The sequence below is a fragment of the Pseudomonas weihenstephanensis genome, from assembly GCF_001043055.1.
GTDB lineage: Bacteria > Pseudomonadota > Gammaproteobacteria > Pseudomonadales > Pseudomonadaceae > Aquipseudomonas > Aquipseudomonas weihenstephanensis.
This window is the reverse complement of sequence record NZ_JYLF01000006.1, coordinates 196,392-217,612: the sequence shown is the minus strand read 5'-3', so window position 1 is coordinate 217,612 and position 21,221 is coordinate 196,392. Positions and strand designations below refer to the sequence as shown.

The window sequence follows — 21,221 nt, the reverse complement described above, 5'->3', positions numbered from 1 at the left end:
GCGATGCAATACGAACTTACCAGGATCGACCCGGACGCTCCTAACGAGCAGTACCCGATCGGCACACGGGAAACCGTTGCCGATCCGTTAGAAGATCAAGTCCACAAAAACATTTTCATGGGCAAGCTTGAAGACGTGCTGAACGGCACGGTCAACTGGGGGCGTAAAAACTCCCTGTGGCCGTACAACTTCGGCCTTTCGTGCTGCTACGTGGAAATGACCACCGCCTTCACGGCGCCCCACGACATCGCGCGCTTTGGCGCCGAAGTGATCCGGGCATCGCCGCGTCAGGCGGATTTCATGGTGATTGCCGGTACCTGCTTCATCAAGATGGCGCCGATCATTCAGCGTCTCTACGAGCAAATGCTTGAACCTAAATGGGTTATTTCCATGGGTTCGTGCGCCAACTCCGGTGGCATGTACGACATCTACTCCGTGGTTCAAGGGGTCGACAAGTTCCTGCCCGTGGACGTTTACGTACCCGGCTGCCCACCCCGCCCTGAAGCTTTTCTGCAAGGCTTGATGCTTTTGCAAGAGTCGATTGGCCAGGAGCGTCGCCCACTTTCCTGGGTCGTTGGCGAACAAGGCGTGTACCGCGCCGAGATGCCATCGCAAAAGGAACAGCGCCGCGAACAGCGTATTCAGGTCACTAACCTGCGCAGCCCCGACGAAGTCTGATCCAGCCCCGCGTCTATTTATTAGAACGAGACACTGGCTTCATTCTTTACGTTGAACGAAAGCGATAAAAAAACCATGACTACAGGCTCCGCTCTGTACATCCCGCCTTACAAGGCTGACGACCAAGATGTGGTTGTCGAACTCAATACCCGTTTTGGCCCCGAGGCGTTCACCGCCCAGGCCACGCGCACCGGCATGCCGGTGCTTTGGGTTACCCGCGCCAAACTGGTTGAAGTCCTGACCTTCTTGCGCAACCTGCCAAAACCTTACGTCATGCTCTATGACCTGCACGGTGTGGACGAGCGTCTGCGTACCAAGCGTCAGGGCTTGCCATCAGGCGCAGACTTCACTGTCTTCTACCACTTGATGTCGCTGGAGCGTAACAGCGACGTGATGATCAAAGTGGCGCTGTCCGAAACCGACCTGAGCGTGCCGAGCATCACCAGCATCTGGCCGAACGCCAATTGGTACGAGCGTGAAGTCTGGGACATGTTCGGTATCGACTTCAAAGGTCACCCGCACCTGTCGCGCATCATGATGCCACCGACGTGGGAAGGTCACCCGCTGCGCAAGGACTTCCCGGCCCGTGCCACAGAATTCGATCCGTACAGCCTGACCCTGGCCAAAGTGCAGCTGGAAGAAGAAGCCGCGCGCTTCCGTCCTGAAGATTGGGGCATGAAGCGTTCCGGCGAAAACGAGGACTACATGTTCCTCAACCTGGGCCCGAACCACCCTTCGGCTCACGGTGCCTTCCGCATCATCCTGCAACTGGACGGCGAAGAAATCGTCGACTGCGTGCCTGACGTCGGCTACCACCACCGTGGTGCCGAAAAAATGGCCGAGCGCCAGTCCTGGCACAGCTTCATCCCGTACACCGACCGTATCGACTACCTCGGCGGCGTGATGAACAACCTGCCGTACGTGCTCTCGGTCGAGAAACTCGCCGGGATCAAGGTGCCGGATCGGGTCGACACCATCCGCATCATGATGGCCGAGTTCTTCCGCATCACCAGCCACCTGCTGTTCCTGGGGACTTATATCCAGGACGTAGGCGCCATGACCCCGGTGTTCTTCACCTTCACCGACCGTCAGCGCGCCTACAAAGTGATCGAAGCCATTACCGGTTTCCGTCTGCACCCGGCCTGGTACCGCATCGGCGGCGTTGCCCACGACCTGCCAAACGGCTGGGAACGCCTGGTCAAAGAGTTCATCGACTGGATGCCAAAGCGTCTGGACGAATACCAAAAAGCCGCTCTGGACAACAGCATCCTGCGTGGCCGCACCATCGGCGTTGCCGCCTACAACACCAAAGAAGCCCTGGAATGGGGCGTCACCGGTGCTGGCCTGCGTTCGACCGGTTGCGACTTCGACCTGCGTAAAGCGCGCCCGTACTCCGGCTACGAAAACTTCGAATTCGAAGTCCCGCTGGCGGCCAATGGCGATGCCTACGATCGTTGCATCGTGCGTGTCGAAGAAATGCGCCAGAGCCTGAAAATCATCGAGCAGTGCATGCGCAACATGCCAGCAGGCCCGTACAAGGCGGATCACCCGCTGACCACGCCGCCGCCCAAAGAGCGCACGTTGCAGCACATCGAGACCTTGATCACACACTTCCTGCAAGTTTCGTGGGGCCCGGTCATGCCGGCCAACGAATCCTTCCAGATGATCGAAGCGACCAAGGGCATCAACAGTTATTACCTGACGAGCGATGGCGGCACCATGAGCTACCGCACCCGGATTCGCACCCCAAGCTTCCCGCACCTGCAACAGATCCCTTCGGTGATCAAAGGTGAAATGGTCGCGGACTTGATTGCGTACCTGGGTAGTATCGATTTCGTTATGGCCGACGTGGACCGCTAAGCATGAACAGCACGCTTATCCAGACAGACCGTTTCGCCCTGAGCGAAACCGAGCGCTCGGCCATCGAGCACGAGATGCATCACTACGAAGATCCACGCGCAGCGTCGATCGAAGCCCTGAAGATTGTTCAGAAGGAGCGCGGCTGGGTGCCGGACGGCGCGGTGTACGCCATTGGCGAACTGCTGGGCATTCCGGCCAGCGACGTTGAAGGCGTGGCCACGTTCTACAGCCAGATCTTCCGCCAGCCGGTGGGCCGCCACATCATCCGTGTATGCGACAGCATGGTCTGCTACATCGGCGGCCACGAGTCGGTGGTCGGCGAAATCCAGAGCAAGCTGGGCATCGGCCTGGGCCAAACCACTGCGGACGGGCGCTTCACGCTGCTGCCGGTGTGCTGCCTGGGCAACTGCGACAAGGCGCCGGCGTTGATGATCGACGACGACACATTCGGTGACGTGCAGCCTGCTGGCGTCGCCACGTTGCTGGAGGGCTACCCATGAGCCTGACTTCTTTCGGCCCTGCCAACCTGATCAAGCGTTCGGCAGAAACCCACCCGTTGACCTGGCGCCTGCGTGACGACGGCGAGCCTGTGTGGCTCGACGAATACCAGGCCAAAGACGGTTACGCCGCTGCGCGCAAAGCTTTCGCCGACATGGCTCAGGACGATATCGTCCAGACCGTGAAAGACGCCGGCCTCAAGGGTCGCGGCGGTGCGGGCTTCCCCACAGGCGTGAAGTGGGGGCTGATGCCCAAAGACGAATCCATGAACATCCGTTACCTGCTGTGTAACGCCGATGAAATGGAACCCAACACCTGGAAAGACCGCATGCTGATGGAGCAACTGCCCCATCTGCTGATCGAAGGCATGTTGATCAGTGCCCGTGCGCTGAAAACCTACCGCGGCTATATCTTCCTGCGTGGCGAATACACCACTGCCGCCGTACACCTGCGCCGCGCCGTCGAAGAAGCCAAAGCAGCAGGCCTGCTGGGCAAGAACATTCTAGGGTCGGGCTTTGACTTCGAACTGTTCGTGCACACCGGCGCGGGGCGTTACATCTGCGGCGAAGAAACCGCACTGATCAACTCCCTCGAAGGCCGTCGCGCCAACCCGCGTTCCAAGCCGCCATTCCCGGCTGCTGTGGGCGTATGGGGCAAGCCCACCTGCGTGAACAACGTTGAAACCCTGTGCAACGTACCGGCCATCATCGGCAACGGCGTTGACTGGTACAAATCCCTCGCCCGCGAAGGCAGCGAAGACCACGGCACCAAGCTGATGGGCTTCTCCGGCAAAGTGAAGAACCCCGGCCTGTGGGAACTGCCGTTCGGCGTGACTGCACGCGAGCTGTTCGAAGATTACGCCGGTGGCATGCGCGACGGTTTCAAGCTCAAGTGCTGGCAGCCAGGCGGCGCCGGTACGGGCTTTTTGCTGCCTGAACACCTGGACGCACAAATGTACGCCGGTGGTATTGCTAAAGTCGGCACCCGAATGGGTACCGGTCTGGCGATGGCCGTCGACGACAGCGTCAACATGGTGTCCTTGCTGCGCAACATGGAACAATTCTTTGCGCGCGAATCGTGCGGGTTCTGCACCCCTTGCCGTGATGGTCTGCCCTGGAGCGTCAAGCTGCTGATGGCAATCGAGCACGGCGAAGGTCAGCCCGGCGATATCGAGACCCTGCTGGGTCTGGTCGGCTTCCTCGGCCCTGGCAAGACGTTCTGTGCACACGCACCGGGTGCCGTGGAGCCTTTGGGCAGCGCGATCAAGTACTTCCGTCCAGAGTTTGAAGCCGGTATTGCGCAAGCAACCCCCGGTGTTCCGCCTCTGGCACGCCCGATTGTTATCGGCGCGTAACGCTCTGACTGAGGGCGGTCCGTGCCGCTCTCTGATCGTTCGATAACGCCGTAAGGCTGGGTTGCTTCGAACGCATAACAAGATTCCATTAGCCACGCCCGCTGACACCGGGCCAACGAAGATCTTTGAACCATGGCCACTATCCACGTAGACGGCAAAGAGCTCGAAGTCGATGGGGCAGACAACCTGTTACAGGCCTGTCTGTCGCTAGGACTCGATATTCCGTATTTCTGCTGGCACCCTGCCCTGGGCAGTGTTGGCGCCTGCCGCCAGTGTGCAGTCAAGCAATACACCGACGAAAACGACACCCGTGGTCGTATCGTCATGTCCTGCATGACCCCGGCCACTGACGGAAGCTGGATTTCCATCGAAGACGAAGAGGCGAAAGTGTTTCGCGCCAGCGTCGTCGAATGGCTGATGACCAACCACCCGCACGACTGCCCTGTGTGCGAAGAAGGCGGTCACTGCCACCTGCAAGACATGACCGTGATGACCGGCCACAACGAGCGCCGTTATCGCTTCACCAAGCGCACTCACCAGAACCAGGAACTCGGCCCGTTCATTTCCCACGAAATGAACCGCTGCATTGCCTGCTACCGCTGCGTGCGCTTCTATAAAGACTACGCAGGCGGTACTGACCTCGGTGTGTTCGGTGCCCACGACAACGTGTACTTCGGTCGCGTTGAAGACGGTGTGCTCGAAAGCGAGTTCTCGGGCAACCTCACAGAAGTCTGCCCGACCGGCGTGTTCACGGACAAAACCCACTCCGAGCGTTACAACCGCAAGTGGGACATGCAGTTCGCGCCCAGCATCTGCCACGGTTGCTCCAGCGGCTGCAACATCAGCCCCGGCGAGCGTTATGGTGAATTGCGCCGTATCGAAAACCGCTTCAACGGCTCGGTCAACCAGTACTTCCTGTGTGACCGCGGCCGCTTTGGCTATGGCTATGTCAACCGTACCGACCGTCCACGTCAGCCACTCCTGGCCGACGGCACCAAGCTGAGCCTCGACGCTGCGCTGGATAAAGCCGCTGACCTGCTGCGCGGGCGCAACATTGTCGGTATCGGCTCGCCACGCGCCAGCCTCGAAAGCAACTACGCGTTGCGCGAGCTGGTCGGCGCCGAACACTTCTACTCAGGCATCGAAGCCGGTGAGCTGGCGCGCATTCGCCGGGTGCTGCAAGTATTGAAAGACAGCCCGCTGCCTGTTCCGAACATGCGCGAGATCGAAGATCACGACGCCGTGTTCGTACTGGGCGAAGACCTGACGCAAACCGCTGCCCGTATGGCGCTGTCGGTCCGTCAGTCGGTGAAGGGCAAAGCTGAAGAAATGGCCGATGCCATGCGCGTTCAGCCTTGGCTCGACGCCGCCGTGAAGAACATCGGTCAGCACGCGCTGAACCCGCTGTTTATCGCGAGCCTGGCTGAAACCAAACTCGATGACGTGGCTGAAGAGTGCGTGCATGCGGCACCGGACGATCTGGCGCGCATCGGTTTTGCCGTGGCTCATGCCATCGATGCCAGCGCACCGGCCGTTACCGGTCTGGACGCTGAGGCGCTGGAGCTGGCCAAGCGTATTGCCGACGCCCTGCTCGCCGCCAAACGCCCGCTGATCATTGCCGGTACTTCGCTGGGCAACAACGCCCTGATCGAAGCCGCAGGCAACATCGCCAAAGCCTTGCACCTGCGCGAAAAGGCCGGTTCTATCAGCCTGATCGTGCCGGAAGCCAACAGCCTCGGCCTGGCCATGCTAGGGGGCGACTCGGTAGACGCCGCCCTGCAAGCGGTGATCGACGGTAACGCCGACGCCATCGTGGTGCTGGAAAACGATCTGTTCACCCGCGTTGACGCGGTCAAAGTCAATGCTGCACTGGACGCTGCCAAGGTCGTGATTGTTGCCGACCACCAGAAGACCGCCACCACCGACCGTGCCGATCTGGTACTGCCAGCGGCCAGCTTTGCTGAAGGCGACGGCACTCTGGTCAGCCAGGAAGGTCGCGCCCAGCGCTTCTTCCAGGTCTTCGACCCGACTTACCTGGACGCCAACATTTTGGTCCACGAAGGCTGGCGCTGGTTGCATGCCCTGCGCAGTACCCTGCTGAACAAGCCGGTTGACTGGACCCTGCTCGACCACGTCACGCAAGCCACGGCAGCCAGCACACCTGAACTGGCCCGCATCGTCGATGCAGCGCCATCCGCTGCATTCCGCATCAAGGGCATGAAACTGGCCCGCGAACCGCTGCGTTATAGCGGCCGCACCGCGATGCGCGCCAACATCAGTGTGCACGAGCCGCGTACCCCACAAGACCCGGACACCGCGTTCGCGTTCTCGATGGAAGGTTACTCAGGCTCCGTCGAACCGCGCCAGCAAGTGCCGTTCGCCTGGTCGCCGGGCTGGAACTCGCCACAAGCGTGGAACAAGTTCCAGGATGAAGTCGGTGGGCATATCCGTGCAGGCGACCCGGGCACCCGCCTGATCGAAAGCACAGGTGATTCACTGAACTGGTGCGCCAACATTCCGGGCGCTTTCAACCCGGCACGTGGCAGCTGGCAAGTGGTGCCGTTCTTCCACCTGCTGGGCAGCGAAGAAAACTCGTCCAAAGCCGCACCTGTTCAGGAACGCATCCCGGCCGCTTACATTGCACTGGCCAAATCTGAAGCCGACCGCCTGGGTGTCAACGATGGCGCCCTGCTCAGCCTTAACGTTGCCGGTGTGACCCTGCGTCTGCCCCTGCGCATTAATGACGAGTTGGGTGCGGGTCTGGTGGCATTGCCTGTCGGGCTTGCCGGTATCCCGCCTGCGATCTTTGGCCTTACCGTTGACGGTTTGCAGGAGGCAGCCCAATGACCTGGTTCACGCCTGAAGTAATCGACGCGATCATATCGGTGGTCAAAGCCGTGGTCATTCTGCTGGCGGTTGTCGTATGCGGCGCGCTGCTCAGTTGGGTTGAACGTCGTCTGCTGGCCCTGTGGCAAGACCGTTACGGTCCTAACCGCGTGGGCCCGTTCGGCGCGTTCCAGATCGCCGCCGACATGATCAAGATGTTCTTCAAGGAAGACTGGACGCCGCCGTTCGCCGACAAGGTGATTTTCACCCTGGCACCGGTAGTGGCCATGAGCGCCTTGCTGATTGCCTTCGCGATCATCCCGATCACCCCGACCTGGGGTGTGGCGGATCTGAACATCGGCATCCTGTTCTTCTTCGCCATGGCCGGTCTGTCGGTGTACGCGGTGCTGTTCGCCGGCTGGTCAAGCAATAACAAGTTTGCCCTGCTGGGCGCCTTGCGTGCCTCGGCACAGACCGTGTCCTACGAGGTGTTCATGGGCCTGGCGCTGATGGGCATCGTGGTGCAGGTAGGCTCGTTCAACATGCGCGACATTGTTGAATACCAAGCGCAGAACCTGTGGTTCATCATTCCGCAGATCTTCGGTTTCCTGACCTTCTTCATCGCTGGCGTGGCCGTGACTCACCGTCACCCTTTCGACCAGCCAGAAGCCGAGCAGGAACTGGCCGATGGTTACCACATCGAATACGCCGGCATGAAATGGGGCATGTTCTTCGTCGGTGAATACATCGGGATCGTGTTGATCTCGGCATTGCTGGTGACTTTGTTCTTCGGTGGCTGGCACGGGCCTTTCGGCATCCTGCCGCAGATTCCGTTTATCTGGTTCGCCCTGAAGACCGCGTTTTTCATCATGATCTTCATCCTGCTGCGCGCTTCTATTCCGCGCCCACGGTATGACCAAGTGATGGACTTCAGCTGGAAGTTCTGCCTGCCGCTGACCCTGATCAATTTGCTGGTGACCGCCGCAGTCGTGTTGTTGAACACGCCTGCCGGCGCGGTTCAGTGAGGATAGAGACCCATGTTCAAGTATCTGTTTGACATCGTGCATGGCACCTACACCCAGCTTCGCAGCTTGGTGATGGTGTTTGGCCATGCCTTCCGCAAGCGTGACACGCTGCAATACCCCGAAGAGCCGGTCTATCTGCCTCCGCGCTACCGTGGCCGTATTGTCCTGACCCGCGACCCGGACGGCGAAGAGCGCTGTGTAGCCTGCAACCTGTGCGCCGTCGCGTGCCCGGTGGGCTGCATCTCGCTGCAAAAAGCCGAAACCGAAGATGGCCGTTGGTACCCGGAGTTTTTCCGCATCAACTTCTCACGCTGCATTTTTTGCGGCCTGTGTGAGGAAGCCTGCCCGACCACCGCGATCCAGTTGACACCGGATTTCGAGATGGCCGAGTTCAAACGGCAGGATCTGGTGTACGAAAAAGAAGATTTGCTGATCGCAGGGCCGGGCAAGAACCCTGATTACAACTTCTATCGTGTTGCGGGCATGGCCGTTGAGGGCAAACCGAAAGGTGCTGCTCAGAACGAAGCTGAACCGATCAACGTGAAGAGCTTGCTGCCTTAAGGAAGAACGATGGAATTCGCTTTCTATTTCGCATCGGGTGTCGCTGTCGTGTCCACGCTACGCGTGATCACCAACACCAACCCTGTGCACGCCCTGCTCTACCTGATTATTTCGCTGATTGCCGTGGCGATGACATTCTTCAGCCTCGGTGCACCCTTTGCCGGTGTGCTCGAAGTGATCGCCTACGCCGGTGCCATCATGGTGCTGTTCGTGTTTGTGGTGATGATGCTCAACCAAGGCCCGGCCTCGGTGACTCAGGAGCGCCATTGGCTCAAGCCCGGTATCTGGGTCGGACCGAGCATTCTGTCCGCCATCCTGCTGGCCGAACTGCTGTACGTGCTGTTCGCCCAGTCGAGCGGTGCCGCAATCGGTCAAACCACCATCGATGCAAAAGCCGTGGGCGTCAGCCTGTTCGGCCCGTATCTGCTAGTGGTCGAACTCGCCTCGATGCTGTTGCTTGCCGCAGCCGTGACGGCGTTCCACTTGGGCCGCACTGAGGCGAAGGAGCAATAACATGCCATCAATACCTCTCGAACATGGTCTCGCAGTCGCGGGCATCCTGTTCTGCCTCGGTCTGGTTGGACTGATGGTTCGCCGTAATATTCTCTTCGTGTTGATGAGTCTGGAAATCATGATGAACGCCGCTGCACTGGCGTTCATTGTGGCGGGTGCACGTTGGGCGCAGCCGGATGGGCAAGTGATGTTCATCCTGGTGATCACCCTGGCAGCGGCCGAGGCCAGTATTGGCCTGGCGATCCTGCTGCAACTGTATCGCCGCTTCCACACGCTTGATATCGATGCTGCCAGTGAGATGCGCGGATGAACCTTCTCTTTCTGACTTTCGTATTCCCCCTGATCGGCTTTTTGTTGTTGTCGTTCTCCCGAGGACGCTTCAGCGAAAACCTCTCGGCCCTGATCGGCGTCGGCTCCATTGGCCTGTCAGCCATCGTGGCCGCGTATGTGATCTGGCAATTCAACGTGGCGCCGCCTGAGGGCGGTCAGTACACGCAAGTGCTGTGGCAGTGGATGGCGGCCGGTGATTTCAAGGCCAACTTCGCCCTGCACCTGGACGGTTTGTCAGTCACCATGCTCGGCGTTGTCGTCGGTGTAGGCTTTCTAATCCACGTCTTCGCCTCGTGGTACATGCGCGGTGAAGACGGCTACTCGCGCTTCTTCTCCTACACCAACCTGTTTATTGCCAGCATGCTGTTCCTGATCCTGGCCGATAACCTGTTGTTCGTGTACTTCGGCTGGGAAGGCGTAGGCCTGTGTTCATACCTGTTGATCGGTTTCTACTACAGCAACCGCAACAACGGTAACGCCGCACTCAAAGCCTTTATCGTGACCCGTATCGGCGACGTGTTTCTGGCCATCGGCCTGTTCATCCTGTTCCAGCAACTGGGCACATTGAACATTCAAGAGCTGCTGGTTCAGGCCCCGATCAAGTTCAAGGCCGGCGATTTCTGGATCGTTCTCGCGACCCTGATGCTGCTGGGCGGCGCGGTCGGTAAATCGGCCCAACTGCCCCTGCAAACCTGGTTGGCAGACGCGATGGCTGGTCCGACGCCGGTGTCGGCACTGATCCACGCTGCAACCATGGTTACGGCCGGTGTTTACCTGATTGCCCGTACCCACGGCCTGTTCACGCTGGCGCCTGATGTGCTGCACCTGGTGGGCATTGTCGGCGGTGTGACCCTGGTGCTGGCAGGTTTTGCGGCACTGGTGCAAACCGACATCAAACGTATCCTCGCCTACTCGACCATGAGCCAGATCGGCTACATGTTCCTGGCGCTGGGCGTGGGTGCCTGGGACGGCGCGATCTTCCACCTGATGACCCATGCCTTCTTTAAGGCCCTGCTGTTCCTTGCCTCCGGCGCAGTGATCGTTGCCTGCCATCACGAGCAGAACATCTTCAAGATGGGCGGCCTGTGGAAAAAACTGCCTCTGGCCTACGCCAGCTTTATCGTCGGTGGCGCGGCGCTGTCTGCCTTGCCATTGCTGACGGCCGGCTTCTACTCCAAGGACGAAATTCTTTGGGAAGCCTTCGCCAGCGGTAACAACGAGCTGCTGTATGCCGGTCTGGTGGGTGCGTTCATGACCTCGCTGTACACCTTCCGCCTGATCTTCGTCACCTTCCACGGCGAAGCCAAGACCCAAGCTCACGCAGGCCACGGCGTGACCTACTGGCTGCCATTGAGCGTGTTGATCGTACTGTCGACTTTCATCGGCGCCATGATCACCCCGCCACTGGCCGGTGTTCTGCCACAAAGCGTTGGCCACGCGGGCGGTGAAGCCAAGCACAGCCTCGAAATCGCCTCGGGTGCCATTGCCCTGGCCGGTATCCTGCTCGCCGCCCTGCTGTACTTGGGCAAGCGTAGCTTTGTCACCGCCGTCGCCAACAGCGGCATCGGTCGCTTCCTGTCTGCCTGGTGGTTCGCAGCCTGGGGCTTCGACTGGCTGTACGACAAACTGTTCGTCAAACCGTACCTGTTGATCTGCCGCTTGCTGGCCAAAGATCCTCTGGACCAGACCATTGGTTTGATCCCGAAGATGGCCAAGGCCGGGCATAACGCCCTGAGCCGCAGCGAAACCGGTCAACTGCGTTGGTACGCTGCATCCATGGCCGCCGGTGCTGTACTGGTCATGGGCGCCATCGTACTGGTAGCGGTCTGATATGAACCTTCGACTTTGCGAAAGGAATTGAGCCCGTCATGATTCTGCCTTGGCTAATCCTGATCCCCTTTATCGGCGGCCTCCTGTGCTGGCTGGGTGAGCGTTTCGGCTCCACCCTGCCCCGCTGGATTGCATTGCTGACCATGTCCCTTGAACTTGCCCTCGGCCTTTGGCTGTGGTCTCAAGGTAACTATTCACTGGCACCCAACCCCGGCGTCGCTCCGACCTGGGCGCTTGAGTTCCAGCACACCTGGATCGAACGCTTCGGCATCAGTGTGCACCTGGCACTCGATGGCCTGTCGCTGCTGATGATCCTGCTCACCGGCTTGCTCGGTGTGCTGTCGGTGTTGTGCTCCTGGAAAGAAATTCAGCGTCACGTGGGCTTCTTCCACCTGAACCTGATGTGGATCCTGGGCGGTGTAGTGGGCGTGTTCCTCGCCATCGACCTGTTCATGTTCTTCTTCTTCTGGGAAATGATGCTGGTACCGATGTACTTCCTCATTGCGCTCTGGGGTCACAGTTCATCCGACGGCAAGAAAACCCGTATCTACGCCGCCACCAAGTTCTTCATCTTCACTCAGGCCTCAGGTCTGATCATGTTGGTGGCGATCCTGGGCCTGGTACTGGTCAACTTCAACAACACCGGCGTCATTACCTTCAGCTACGCCGAGTTGTTAAAAACCAAGATGTCGCTCACCACCGAGTACATCCTGATGCTCGGCTTCTTCATTGCCTTTGCCGTGAAGCTGCCGGTTGTGCCGTTCCACTCCTGGCTGCCGGATGCTCACGCACAGGCGCCTACCGCAGGCTCGGTCGATCTGGCCGGTATCCTGTTGAAGACCGCTGCCTATGGTCTGCTGCGTTTTGCCTTACCGCTGTTCCCGAATGCGTCGGCCGAGTTTGCGCCGATTGCCATGACCCTGGGTCTGATCGGGATTTTCTACGGTGCGTTCCTGGCCTTCGCACAAACCGACATCAAGCGTCTGATCGCTTTCTCCAGCGTTTCGCACATGGGCTTTGTACTGATCGGTATCTACTCCGGTAGCCTGCTGGCCCTTCAAGGCGCGGTGATCCAGATGTTGGCCCACGGTGTTTCGGCAGCCGCGCTGTTTATCCTCAGCGGTCAACTGTACGAACGTCTGCACACCCGCGACATGCGTGAAATGGGTGGACTGTGGTCCAAGATCGCTTACTTGCCGGCCATCAGTCTGTTTTTCGCGGCCGCTTCGCTGGGCTTGCCGGGCACCGGTAACTTCGTCGGTGAGTTCCTGATTCTGATGGGCTCGTTTGCACACTTCCCTTGGGTCACGGCGATTGCAACGACCGGTCTGGTGTTTGGTTCGGTCTACTCGCTGATCATGATTCACCGCGCCTATTTCGGCCCTTCCAAATCGGACGCTGTACTGGCCGGTATGGATGCACGTGAACTGATCATGGTGCTCGGTCTGGCGGTACTGCTGATTTTCATCGGCGTGTACCCACAACCGTTCCTCGATACCTCGGCTGCCACCATGAATGGCGTGCAGCAATGGATCGGCACCGCCTTCACTCAACTCGCTTCGGCCCGGTAAGAGCGCTATGGAATTCACGATCCAACACTTTATCGCGCTTGCTCCGCTGCTGATTACCAGCCTCACCGTTGTGGTGGTGATGCTGGCAATCGCGTGGCGCCGCAACCACTCGCAAACCTTCCTGCTCTCGGTGGCGGGGCTTAACCTGGCCCTGCTGTCGATTTTCCCGGCGTTGAAAGTCGCGCCACTGGCAGTCACCCCGCTGTTGATGATGGACAACTTCGCCTATCTCTACATCGGGCTGATTCTGGCCGCGACGTTGGCCTGTGTCACGTTGGCTCACGCCTACCTGGGCGAAGGCGGCACGGGTTATCCGGGCAATCGCGAAGAGCTGTACCTGCTCATGCTGCTGGCTGCGACCGGCGGTATTGTTCTGGTCAGCGCACAGCATCTGGCTGGTTTGTTTATCGGCCTGGAGCTGCTGTCGGTGCCGGTTTACGGTCTGGTGGCTTATGCCTTCTTCAACAAGCGTTCGCTGGAAGCCGGTATCAAGTACATGGTGCTGTCGGCCGCCGGTTCTGCGTTCCTGTTGTTTGGTATGGCTTTGCTATACGCCGAAGCCGGTAGCCTGAGCTTCAGCGGTATCGGTCAGGCTCTGGCAGCCACTGGCGTACCTGCGCCATTGGCCCAGCTGGGTCTTGGCATGATGCTGGTCGGCCTGGCATTCAAACTGTCGCTGGTACCTTTCCACTTGTGGACGCCGGACGTGTACGAAGGTGCTCCGGCACCAGTGGCTGCGTTCCTGGCGACTGCGTCGAAAGTGGCCGTGTTTGCGGTAATGGTGCGTCTGTTCCAAATCACTCCGTCGGCCACGACGGGGGTGATGAGCGATGTGCTGACCGTGATCGCGATTGCTTCGATCCTGTTTGGTAACTTGCTGGCCCTGACCCAGAACAACCTCAAGCGTCTGCTGGGTTACTCCTCCATCGCTCACTTCGGCTACCTGCTGATCGCCCTCGTGGCGAGCAAAGGCATGGCCATGGAAGCCATCGGTGTGTACCTGATCACCTACGTGCTCACCAGCCTGGGTGCATTCGGTGTGATCACCCTGATGTCCTCGCCGTACAAAGGCCGTGACGCCGATGCGCTGTACGAGTACCGCGGCCTGTTCTGGCGCCGTCCGTACCTGACCGCGGTGATGACCGTGATGATGCTCTCGCTGGCCGGCATCCCGCTGACCGCAGGCTTTATCGGCAAGTTCTACATCATCGCGACAGGTGTTGAGGCTCATCAATGGTGGCTGGTAGCGTCCTTGATCCTGGGCAGCGCCATCGGCGTGTTCTACTACCTGCGTGTGATGGTGACCCTGTATCTGGTTGAACCAAAATTGCATCGCCACGACGCTCCGCTGAACTGGGAGCAGAAAGCAGGCGGCGTCATGCTGCTGGCAGTTTCGGTACTGGTGTTCTTCCTGGGCGTGTACCCGCAGCCGATGCTGGAACTTGTACAACGCGCAACCTTGGGCCTTATGGGCTAAACAGTCGTGGTTGAACCATACCCCGTGAAAGCCTGGCTTTCACGGGGTATTTTTTTGCTCACGGTAAGGCTCACACACCCGCTTCACCGGGTACAGCCCCTCTCTCGACCAAGACGCATCCTTTTGTAGAGATCGATAAACCCTCAAATCACTAAATTGCCTTGCGTTGTCCCACCTGTTCTTGCGATCCAGGCCACGCGTTTAAAACCGCAACCCCGCCAGTCGTATCAGCGCTTCCTATCTGTATGCACCCCCTACCCCAACGGGCCCCGGCCACAGGCTGCCTACATCAACATCCGCGCCTCACTGTTTAATAGTTTGGCGTGTCAACGCTATAAACATTTGTAAATATGTGCAGATAAGTAAACGCACTTCTTAATCCTTCCGCAGGCACACCCACCCTTGCATTGACACCCATTCTTCACCGCCATAAATTGACCCCGCAACTTGAAAGAGTCACCTTAACCACCCCATTCACTACTTCTAACAAAAAGGTAATTCATCATGGGCTATATGGTACGCGGCTTCATCGGGGCCGAACTTCCCGACAGTGAACTTCAACACGCTGAAACCGAAGAACAACGAATTGAAGCATTACAGCTCAGCGAAGACGAAAAAGCCGAGTTAAACATCGTGTAATCCCAGAGGGAAAAGCACATCGCTTTTCCCTCTCGCAAACCTCACACGGCAAGGGGAAGACAATGCCTGATTCGGTTAACTGCAATCTACTGGCCAATGAAGTTTCACTGACACGGCAATTTCAAGCCATCAGCAATAGACCGAGGCAAGCCTTTCGCTTTAACTCACCGCCAGGACCTGAATTAAACAACCTGTTCTTCTTATCAGTACATGATGTGACCTACGTAGGACGTAAACTTTTATCCCACTCAGACGAACGCGGGTGGTATCAATCAAGTTGCCTAAATCCGTCACAACTTCTAGGGCAGCTTTTAAGCATCGCATACACCAACAATGGTTTGGCTGTGCATTTCATATCACTCGAAGACAGTCAAAGGCATGATCTTTTCCACGCTGCTATTCAATACCCTGACAGCGAGGTTTATTTTCCTTTCCCGTTACTTGATAGCGCCGGACAGGAGTGCACGCTCTCGCAGGAGCAATGGGCCTGTACACCACAACTGGCGGGGCGACTCGACAACGACGAGCAACACTTTCGCGACTACTGCGCTTTTTTTTTACGGCCCCTGATCCAACCCAGCATGGTTATTTACGATCCGGCCTGTTCAACCGGCACGTTCATTGGATCCTTAGCCCAAGCCTTTCCCGAAGCGCACTGCATAGGCTCCGATCAGTCTGCAACCATGATCGAGCACGCGCGCAACCGGTTTCCTGCGCTGGTCTTCAAACACATGGACGCTGGCCTGACGCAACTCGCAAGCCTGTGTGATGTGTTGATCCTGCGCTTTTTGAATGCAGAAGTTATTCACCGCGATGACGCCCACTGTCTGTTTAAACATATGGGCAACCTGCTCAAGCCTGGTGCCACGCTCATTGTATTTGGCCATACACCGGTCCTGATCAATGTACGTAATAGTGCTCAAGCTTTAGGGTTACGCCTGATATCGTCTTTAGCTGCGCGCCCTGGCCACACTGAGCTGTTTGAGTTCTATGTAATGAAAAAGCCAGGCATTCACAAAGAACACCTTCCCCCCTTAAACACACCCGATACTTTCAAATAAGCACCGCATTTTTTTTGCAGCATCACCTCAGAAAACACCCTGATTACACGCCTGACTTTAAACACACAGAGGGCAACACTCACAACAACTCACGGACACTGAACAGAATATTATCAATGGCTTATTAGCCTTTAACTCGCATTTGACAACCCATCAGCGCTTACCTACCTGCGCCCTGCGCGTGACATTACTGACACACGCAAACTCACCTGACTCCGACAATTCCACGAGGTTAATAACATGGGTTATTACATGGGACTGAACGCACAAAAACTGAAAGAGCAACATACCGCCGACACTGAAACAGGCCTCCCCTCTTTTGAGCCTCTCGAACTTACCGACGCTGATAAGTCGGAACTCAACGCCGTGTAATCACAGCAAGAAGGGTGTTGCAAACGCCCTTCTTCACCGGAGACTTCCATGAGCGCACTTTCGCCCCCTGATGAACGTGAACTTTCATTGATTGATGCTCATGTTCGTATTCATCAAGAACTGGCCAGCCTCGGCCTTTCCAGCACACTGCACGTCGCGGGCAACACGGTCGTCAATGCTCGCGTGCTCTTGAGTTCTTCAGACGCGAGCCGCCAAACCTGCGGCTCGGGCAAGGGTTACAAAGAAGCCGCCTGCACAGGGGCGTACTTCGAGGCCCTGGAGCATTACTTGACCGAGTTCCATGGCCAAGAAGCACCGATAGAGCTAATACCTGCACACCACTTCAGCCGCCGTGATTATTTATCCGATGACAGCGTACTGGATGTTATTTACCAAGATCAGGACTCAACGCTTGCCTGCCGCCGTTATACCTGCCCATTGGATGACCATAGCTTCTGCTACCCGCTCGCCTTAAGCCTGCCAGGCTACCCAGAGGCTCCCGCCCACGGCGATACCTTCAACTACGCCAGTTTGAAACGCTATTGCTGCAACAGCGGCATCGCCATTGGTGCAACGTGGAACGAAGCAGTTCTGCATGCCATCAATGAGTGCCTGGAGCGCGATGCCCTGTCGCTGTTTCTGCTTCATCATTTTTACTATTTACATGACCAGCCGTTGCGCATGCTCAAGCGCCCTACCGCCCACGAGCCTCTGTTCCAACTCTGGAGCGATGTAGAGAAGGAGTTGAACACGCAAGTCGTCGTGCTGGATATCAGCAGTGAGTTTTTGGCGCGTACCTTCCTTGCCTTTACTGTCCCGTGTACCCGGCCTGTCGCTCTGTTCGGCTCCGGTACCTCGCTGTGCCCTGAACATGCAGCCACTCGCGCGTTAACAGAGTTGGCGCAAATGGTATTGGCCGCGCAGCAGCCGGACGTTGCGCGGCTGCTGAGTCTTCAAAACTGTCACTTGGCACCGTTCCCCCGTTTGCAGCGCTGCCTTCAACTGGACACCGACGAGCTGCTGGCACGTGCAGTGACTCACTGCGTGCAACTGCCTGTCGCTCAGCCCAAACAGCCCGTGTCCGAACATATTCGCAGGCTGGCCGAAGATATTCGCAGCCACCAAAAAGAGCTGGGCGTCAGCGTCATGTACCAAACCGCACTGGGCACGACACTGGCCAATGTGGTCATTCCGGGGCTGGAACGGTTTTACATCGTCACCAGTGGCAATGTCGTTATTCCACAAGCACGGGGTCTTCAACTGCATGAGCTTTATGGTTAAGGCCACCGGTACGGCGCTAACAGTTGCGAGTGATTCTCGGCTTGTATAGGCTGGCGCGCCCTCGCCAATCGACCTGGAATCTCCGTTAATGCGCTCCGCCTTTACTTCACTTCTACCTTTGGCGCTTGCTTGCGCTGCCCCCGCCTATGGCAGTGCGCTGGAACTGAGCGAGGTGCAAGTTCGCAGTGAAGACAGTAGTGATCTGGAGGCCGCGCAGTCGGCACTGCGTGAGGTTCCCGGCGCCAGCAACCTGATTGATTTAACCCGTGTCGAAAACGGCCGCACGGCAAGCAACGTTGATGTATTGGCTTACCAGCCTGGTATCTACGCTCAATCAGCGGGCAATGATGGCGCCAAAGTGTCGGTGCGGGGTTCCGCAATCAACCGGGCGCCCGGCGCCCACGGTTCTGGCCTCTATGTCATGTTCGACGGCCTGCCGCTGACGGGCCCGGGCGGCACGCCCTATGAACTGTTCGAACCGTTGTGGTTGAGCCGCGCCGAAGTGCTGCGGGGCGCCAATGGATTCGGCGCCGGCTCGCTGGCATTGGGTGGCTCCATCAACTACGTGACGCATACGGGCTACGACGCTGCGCCGCTGCAAGTGCGATACGAAGCGGGCAGTTATGGTTATCGCAAACGCCAGATCAGCACAGGACAGGTACTGGGAGACCTTGATTACTACGTTTCTCTGACCGATTCCGACACTGACGGTTATCAGAATCACACGCGAGGCAGCAGTAAAGGCATCGCGGCCAACATCGGCTATCGCTTCAACCCGCAACTTGCGACACGCTTCTACCTGCGTTATCGCGAAACGGATAACGAACTGGCAGGTCGTGTGACCCAAGACCAGATCAAACATCACCCGCGCTCGGCCAATCCGGCGTATGTCAGCGGCGACTACTCACGCCCACAACCGGGTAGCACCTGGCTGGCCAACAAAACCACGATGTATCTGGATGACGACTCGCAACTGGAGGCGGGGGTGGTTTATCACGACTACCCCATGGATCTGCGCGAAGGCCCCAATCGATTGAAGGTGGCCTACACCGACGTCAGCGGCACGTTGAACTATAAACGGCGTGACACGTTGTTCGGGCTTCAAAGCGCAACCACTGTCGGTTGGCGTACAACCCGGCATTTACCCAATACCGGTGCGTCGGAATATGTGCGCATCCCGCGTGACACGACAGCCAGCTACGCGCCCGGCACCCAAATGCGCGACTTCAGCTATCAAGGGTCAGACACCGTGCTGCACGTCAGCAACGATCTGGAACTGATGCCTGACCTGTGGTTGACCACCGGCATGGCGCTGATTTATACCCGCCGCGAAAGTGACGTGAGTTACCCCAAAACCGGTGGCAAAGTGAGCCAGCATGATTGGGACTACGCGCCACGTATTGGTCTGCGTTATGAGCTCAGCCCAGACGTGCAGGTGTACGGCAACCTGAGCCGCTCGGTTGAGCCACCGCACCCGTGGTCATTGATCTGGAGTTCGCCTGCTCGATTCCCTGGCGGTAGCGGTCCGGCTACCGGTCGTCAAAGCACGCCCATCGCCATGAATAATCAAACAGCAACCACGCTTGAACTCGGCACCCGTGGCCAGTCCTGGATCGGACAGTGGGATTTGGCCTGGTACTACTCCGCTGTGCGTCACGAATTGCTGACGGTTGAAGTCGAGCCGCTCATTGTCGGCGAGTACAACGCCAGCCCGACCGTGCACCAAGGGTTCGAAGCGGGACTGAACAGCGTGCTGTGGGAGCACGATGCGATCGGCAAGGTGTCTTTGCGTCAGGCTTACACCTTCAGTGACTTCCATTACCGCGACGATGCACGATTTGGCAGTCATTCATTGCCCGGTATCGCGCAGCACTACTATCAGGCCGAAGTGCGATACGACCACCCCCGAGGTTTCTATGCCGGGGTAAATACCCAAGCGGCCTCGCGCATGGCCGTGGATTACGCCAACTCGTATTACGCCTCGTCATACACCCTGTTTGGCGCCAGTCTGGGTTACACCTCGCCCAAGCAAGACTGGAGCACCTGGCTGGACCTGCGCAACCTGACTAACCAGCGCTATGCTGCCACGGTCACGCCAGGGTATGACGACAACGGCAAAGACGCTGCGCGCTCAACCCCAGGCGTTGGCATGGGGGCTTATGTCGGGGTGTCATACAGCTTTCGTTAATTGTTCGGCTCGATATCAGCGGGCAGTCGCACTTTACGGCGTGTACCGCTGAACAACCCCCAGCTGGAGAGGAACAACGCGGCAATCAACGGCCCGATCACAAAGCCGTTGAGGCCGAAGATCGCCATACCGCCCAGCGTTGAAATGAGGATAAGAAAGTCCGGCATCTTGGTGTCTTTGCCTACCAGGATCGGGCGCAATACGTTATCGACCATACCGATCACTAATACCCCGTACAGCGTCAACACCACACCTTCCCAGATCTGGCCCGAGACCAGAAAGTACACCGCAACCGGCGCCCACACGATTCCCGCTCCAACGGCTGGCAGCAATGACAGGAACATCATCAACACCGCCCAGAACAGCGAGCTGTGGATGCCCAGAAACCAGAACATCAACCCGCCCAGCGCACCCTGAGTAATGGCGACTGCCAGATTGCCTTTGACCGATGCCCGCACCACGCGTCGCAACTTAAGCTGCAACAAGCGCTTTTGCTGCTCTGCCAACGGCACAGCATTGCGGATGAGGCGCACCATTTGCTGGCCGTCACGAATAAAGAAATACAACAGGTAGAGCATGATGAAAAAGCTCACCACCAACTCAAACGTGCTCTGACCGAAACTGAACACTTGGGTCGCGAAAAACTGGCTGCCTTCCAGCGCGCCCTTGGACACTTTCTCGCTCAGGCCGTCGATATTGCCCAGGCCAAAACGATCCAGCCAGTCCTGCACAGTCGTCGGCAAAATGTCCTTGAACTGCATGACGTAGCTGGCGACGTTGATCTTGCCGCTTTGGACATCGCTGTAAAGCGTGGCCACTTCTTGTACCAGTAAAGCCGTGGTGATAATCACCGGCAAAATGGCGATGACGGTGCATATCCCCAACGTGGAAAATGTGGCGAGATTACGCCGCCCCCTGAACTTGAGCAGCAACTTGCGCTGCAAGGGCGCGAACAAAATACCGAGAGCAACCGCCCAAAAAATTGCGCCATAAAACGGCAACAGAATCCAGATGAAAGCAAGGGTGACTAGCGCCAGCAATAACAGCAGGGTTTTACGTTGCAGACTTGTTTCGTTCATATGCCGTCCATGTCGGTAAGGCGCAAATTGATCGGTTAGCCGCAGCTTAGTCCGCCAATATACCGCCGAGTGCCATTT

General features: G+C 58.0%; 18 protein-coding genes. 17 read left to right on the top strand and 1 reads right to left on the bottom strand.

All coding sequences use genetic code 11. From position 1 onward, the window contains the following. Nucleotides 1-3: 3 nt before the first annotated feature. From TU86_RS15975 to TU86_RS15905, 17 genes are all read left to right on the top strand, one after another. Nucleotides 4-678 (top strand): NuoB/complex I 20 kDa subunit family protein, encoded by a 675-nt coding sequence (locus tag TU86_RS15975; RefSeq protein ID WP_016780200.1) that lies wholly within the window; start codon nt 4-6, stop codon nt 676-678. Nucleotides 679-753: 75 nt separating this feature from the next. Next, nucleotides 754-2,538, top strand: a complete 1,785-nt coding sequence (gene nuoC / locus TU86_RS15970) for an NADH-quinone oxidoreductase subunit C/D (RefSeq protein ID WP_048365346.1) — start codon at nt 754-756, stop codon at nt 2,536-2,538. Between the two features lie 2 nt (nt 2,539-2,540). Then, the gene (gene nuoE, locus TU86_RS15965; protein ID WP_048365295.1) at nt 2,541-3,038 is read left to right on the top strand and encodes an NADH-quinone oxidoreductase subunit NuoE; all 498 of its coding nucleotides are present in this window, start codon (nt 2,541-2,543) and stop codon (nt 3,036-3,038) included. Continuing rightward, nucleotides 3,035-4,390 (top strand): NADH-quinone oxidoreductase subunit NuoF, encoded by a 1,356-nt coding sequence (gene nuoF / locus TU86_RS15960; RefSeq protein WP_048365294.1) that lies wholly within the window; start codon nt 3,035-3,037, stop codon nt 4,388-4,390. Before nuoE ends, nuoF begins: the two co-directional genes overlap by 4 nt. A gap of 132 nt (nt 4,391-4,522) precedes the next feature. Continuing rightward, nucleotides 4,523-7,237, top strand: coding sequence for an NADH-quinone oxidoreductase subunit NuoG (nuoG, locus tag TU86_RS15955; protein WP_048365293.1), 2,715 nt, complete (start codon nt 4,523-4,525; stop codon nt 7,235-7,237). Then, a complete protein-coding gene (nuoH, locus tag TU86_RS15950) occupies nt 7,234-8,241 on the top strand; it encodes an NADH-quinone oxidoreductase subunit NuoH (RefSeq protein ID WP_048365292.1) in 1,008 nt (335 codons plus the stop codon). Before nuoG ends, nuoH begins: the two co-directional genes overlap by 4 nt. A 12-nt stretch (nt 8,242-8,253) precedes the next feature. Next, a complete protein-coding gene (nuoI, locus tag TU86_RS15945) occupies nt 8,254-8,802 on the top strand; it encodes an NADH-quinone oxidoreductase subunit NuoI (protein ID WP_048365291.1) in 549 nt (182 codons plus the stop codon). 9 nt (nt 8,803-8,811) lie between these two features. Continuing rightward, entirely contained in the window at nt 8,812-9,315 is a 504-nt protein-coding gene (nuoJ, locus tag TU86_RS15940; RefSeq protein WP_048365290.1) for an NADH-quinone oxidoreductase subunit J, read from the top strand. A gap of 1 nt (nt 9,316) precedes the next feature. Further along, nucleotides 9,317-9,625: an NADH-quinone oxidoreductase subunit NuoK gene (gene nuoK, locus TU86_RS15935; protein WP_048365289.1), complete on the top strand. Its 309-nt coding sequence runs from the start codon at nt 9,317-9,319 to the stop codon at nt 9,623-9,625. Next, nucleotides 9,622-11,475 (top strand): NADH-quinone oxidoreductase subunit L, encoded by a 1,854-nt coding sequence (nuoL, locus tag TU86_RS15930; RefSeq protein ID WP_048365288.1) that lies wholly within the window; start codon nt 9,622-9,624, stop codon nt 11,473-11,475. Before nuoK ends, nuoL begins: the two co-directional genes overlap by 4 nt. A 38-nt stretch (nt 11,476-11,513) precedes the next feature. Then, nucleotides 11,514-13,046, top strand: a complete 1,533-nt coding sequence (gene nuoM / locus TU86_RS15925; RefSeq protein WP_048365287.1) for an NADH-quinone oxidoreductase subunit M — start codon at nt 11,514-11,516, stop codon at nt 13,044-13,046. 7 nt (nt 13,047-13,053) lie between these two features. After that, nucleotides 13,054-14,523: an NADH-quinone oxidoreductase subunit NuoN gene (gene nuoN / locus TU86_RS15920; protein ID WP_048365286.1), complete on the top strand. Its 1,470-nt coding sequence runs from the start codon at nt 13,054-13,056 to the stop codon at nt 14,521-14,523. Between the two features lie 504 nt (nt 14,524-15,027). Beyond that, entirely contained in the window at nt 15,028-15,162 is a 135-nt protein-coding gene (locus TU86_RS23515) for a hypothetical protein (RefSeq protein WP_275296388.1), read from the top strand. 62 nt (nt 15,163-15,224) lie between these two features. Next, a complete protein-coding gene (locus tag TU86_RS22560; protein ID WP_082152903.1) occupies nt 15,225-16,223 on the top strand; it encodes a class I SAM-dependent methyltransferase in 999 nt (332 codons plus the stop codon). A 240-nt stretch (nt 16,224-16,463) separates the two neighbouring features. Further along, the gene (locus TU86_RS23510) at nt 16,464-16,595 is read left to right on the top strand and encodes a hypothetical protein (RefSeq protein WP_275575770.1); all 132 of its coding nucleotides are present in this window, start codon (nt 16,464-16,466) and stop codon (nt 16,593-16,595) included. 48 nt (nt 16,596-16,643) lie between these two features. Continuing rightward, the gene (locus tag TU86_RS22555) at nt 16,644-17,876 is read left to right on the top strand and encodes a YcaO-like family protein (protein ID WP_082152902.1); all 1,233 of its coding nucleotides are present in this window, start codon (nt 16,644-16,646) and stop codon (nt 17,874-17,876) included. Between the two features lie 88 nt (nt 17,877-17,964). Further along, nucleotides 17,965-20,064, top strand: a complete 2,100-nt coding sequence (locus TU86_RS15905) for a TonB-dependent receptor family protein (RefSeq protein WP_048365284.1) — start codon at nt 17,965-17,967, stop codon at nt 20,062-20,064. On the opposite strand, the gene TU86_RS15900 is transcribed toward TU86_RS15905, so the two are convergent. After that, the gene (locus tag TU86_RS15900) at nt 20,061-21,143 is read right to left on the bottom strand and encodes an AI-2E family transporter (protein ID WP_048365283.1); all 1,083 of its coding nucleotides are present in this window, start codon (nt 21,141-21,143) and stop codon (nt 20,061-20,063) included. The genes TU86_RS15905 and TU86_RS15900 overlap by 4 nt on opposite strands. Between the last annotated feature and the right edge of the window lie 78 nt (nt 21,144-21,221).

Bases quoted from the DNA above. Each gene is read 5' to 3' on its own strand.
- TU86_RS15975 (WP_016780200.1), top strand. From the start codon at position 4: ATGCAATACGAACTTACCAGGATCGACCCGGACGCTCCTAACGAGCAG.
- nuoC (WP_048365346.1), top strand. From the start codon at position 754: ATGACTACAGGCTCCGCTCTGTACATCCCGCCTTACAAGGCTGACGAC.
- nuoE (WP_048365295.1), top strand. From the start codon at position 2,541: ATGAACAGCACGCTTATCCAGACAGACCGTTTCGCCCTGAGCGAAACC.
- nuoF (WP_048365294.1), top strand. From the start codon at position 3,035: ATGAGCCTGACTTCTTTCGGCCCTGCCAACCTGATCAAGCGTTCGGCA.
- nuoG (WP_048365293.1), top strand. From the start codon at position 4,523: ATGGCCACTATCCACGTAGACGGCAAAGAGCTCGAAGTCGATGGGGCA.
- nuoH (WP_048365292.1), top strand. From the start codon at position 7,234: ATGACCTGGTTCACGCCTGAAGTAATCGACGCGATCATATCGGTGGTC.
- nuoI (WP_048365291.1), top strand. From the start codon at position 8,254: ATGTTCAAGTATCTGTTTGACATCGTGCATGGCACCTACACCCAGCTT.
- nuoJ (WP_048365290.1), top strand. From the start codon at position 8,812: ATGGAATTCGCTTTCTATTTCGCATCGGGTGTCGCTGTCGTGTCCACG.
- nuoK (WP_048365289.1), top strand. From the start codon at position 9,317: ATGCCATCAATACCTCTCGAACATGGTCTCGCAGTCGCGGGCATCCTG.
- nuoL (WP_048365288.1), top strand. From the start codon at position 9,622: ATGAACCTTCTCTTTCTGACTTTCGTATTCCCCCTGATCGGCTTTTTG.
- nuoM (WP_048365287.1), top strand. From the start codon at position 11,514: ATGATTCTGCCTTGGCTAATCCTGATCCCCTTTATCGGCGGCCTCCTG.
- nuoN (WP_048365286.1), top strand. From the start codon at position 13,054: ATGGAATTCACGATCCAACACTTTATCGCGCTTGCTCCGCTGCTGATT.
- TU86_RS23515 (WP_275296388.1), top strand. From the start codon at position 15,028: ATGGGCTATATGGTACGCGGCTTCATCGGGGCCGAACTTCCCGACAGT.
- TU86_RS22560 (WP_082152903.1), top strand. From the start codon at position 15,225: ATGCCTGATTCGGTTAACTGCAATCTACTGGCCAATGAAGTTTCACTG.
- TU86_RS23510 (WP_275575770.1), top strand. From the start codon at position 16,464: ATGGGTTATTACATGGGACTGAACGCACAAAAACTGAAAGAGCAACAT.
- TU86_RS22555 (WP_082152902.1), top strand. From the start codon at position 16,644: ATGAGCGCACTTTCGCCCCCTGATGAACGTGAACTTTCATTGATTGAT.
- TU86_RS15905 (WP_048365284.1), top strand. From the start codon at position 17,965: ATGCGCTCCGCCTTTACTTCACTTCTACCTTTGGCGCTTGCTTGCGCT.
- TU86_RS15900 (WP_048365283.1), bottom strand. From the start codon at position 21,143: ATGAACGAAACAAGTCTGCAACGTAAAACCCTGCTGTTATTGCTGGCG.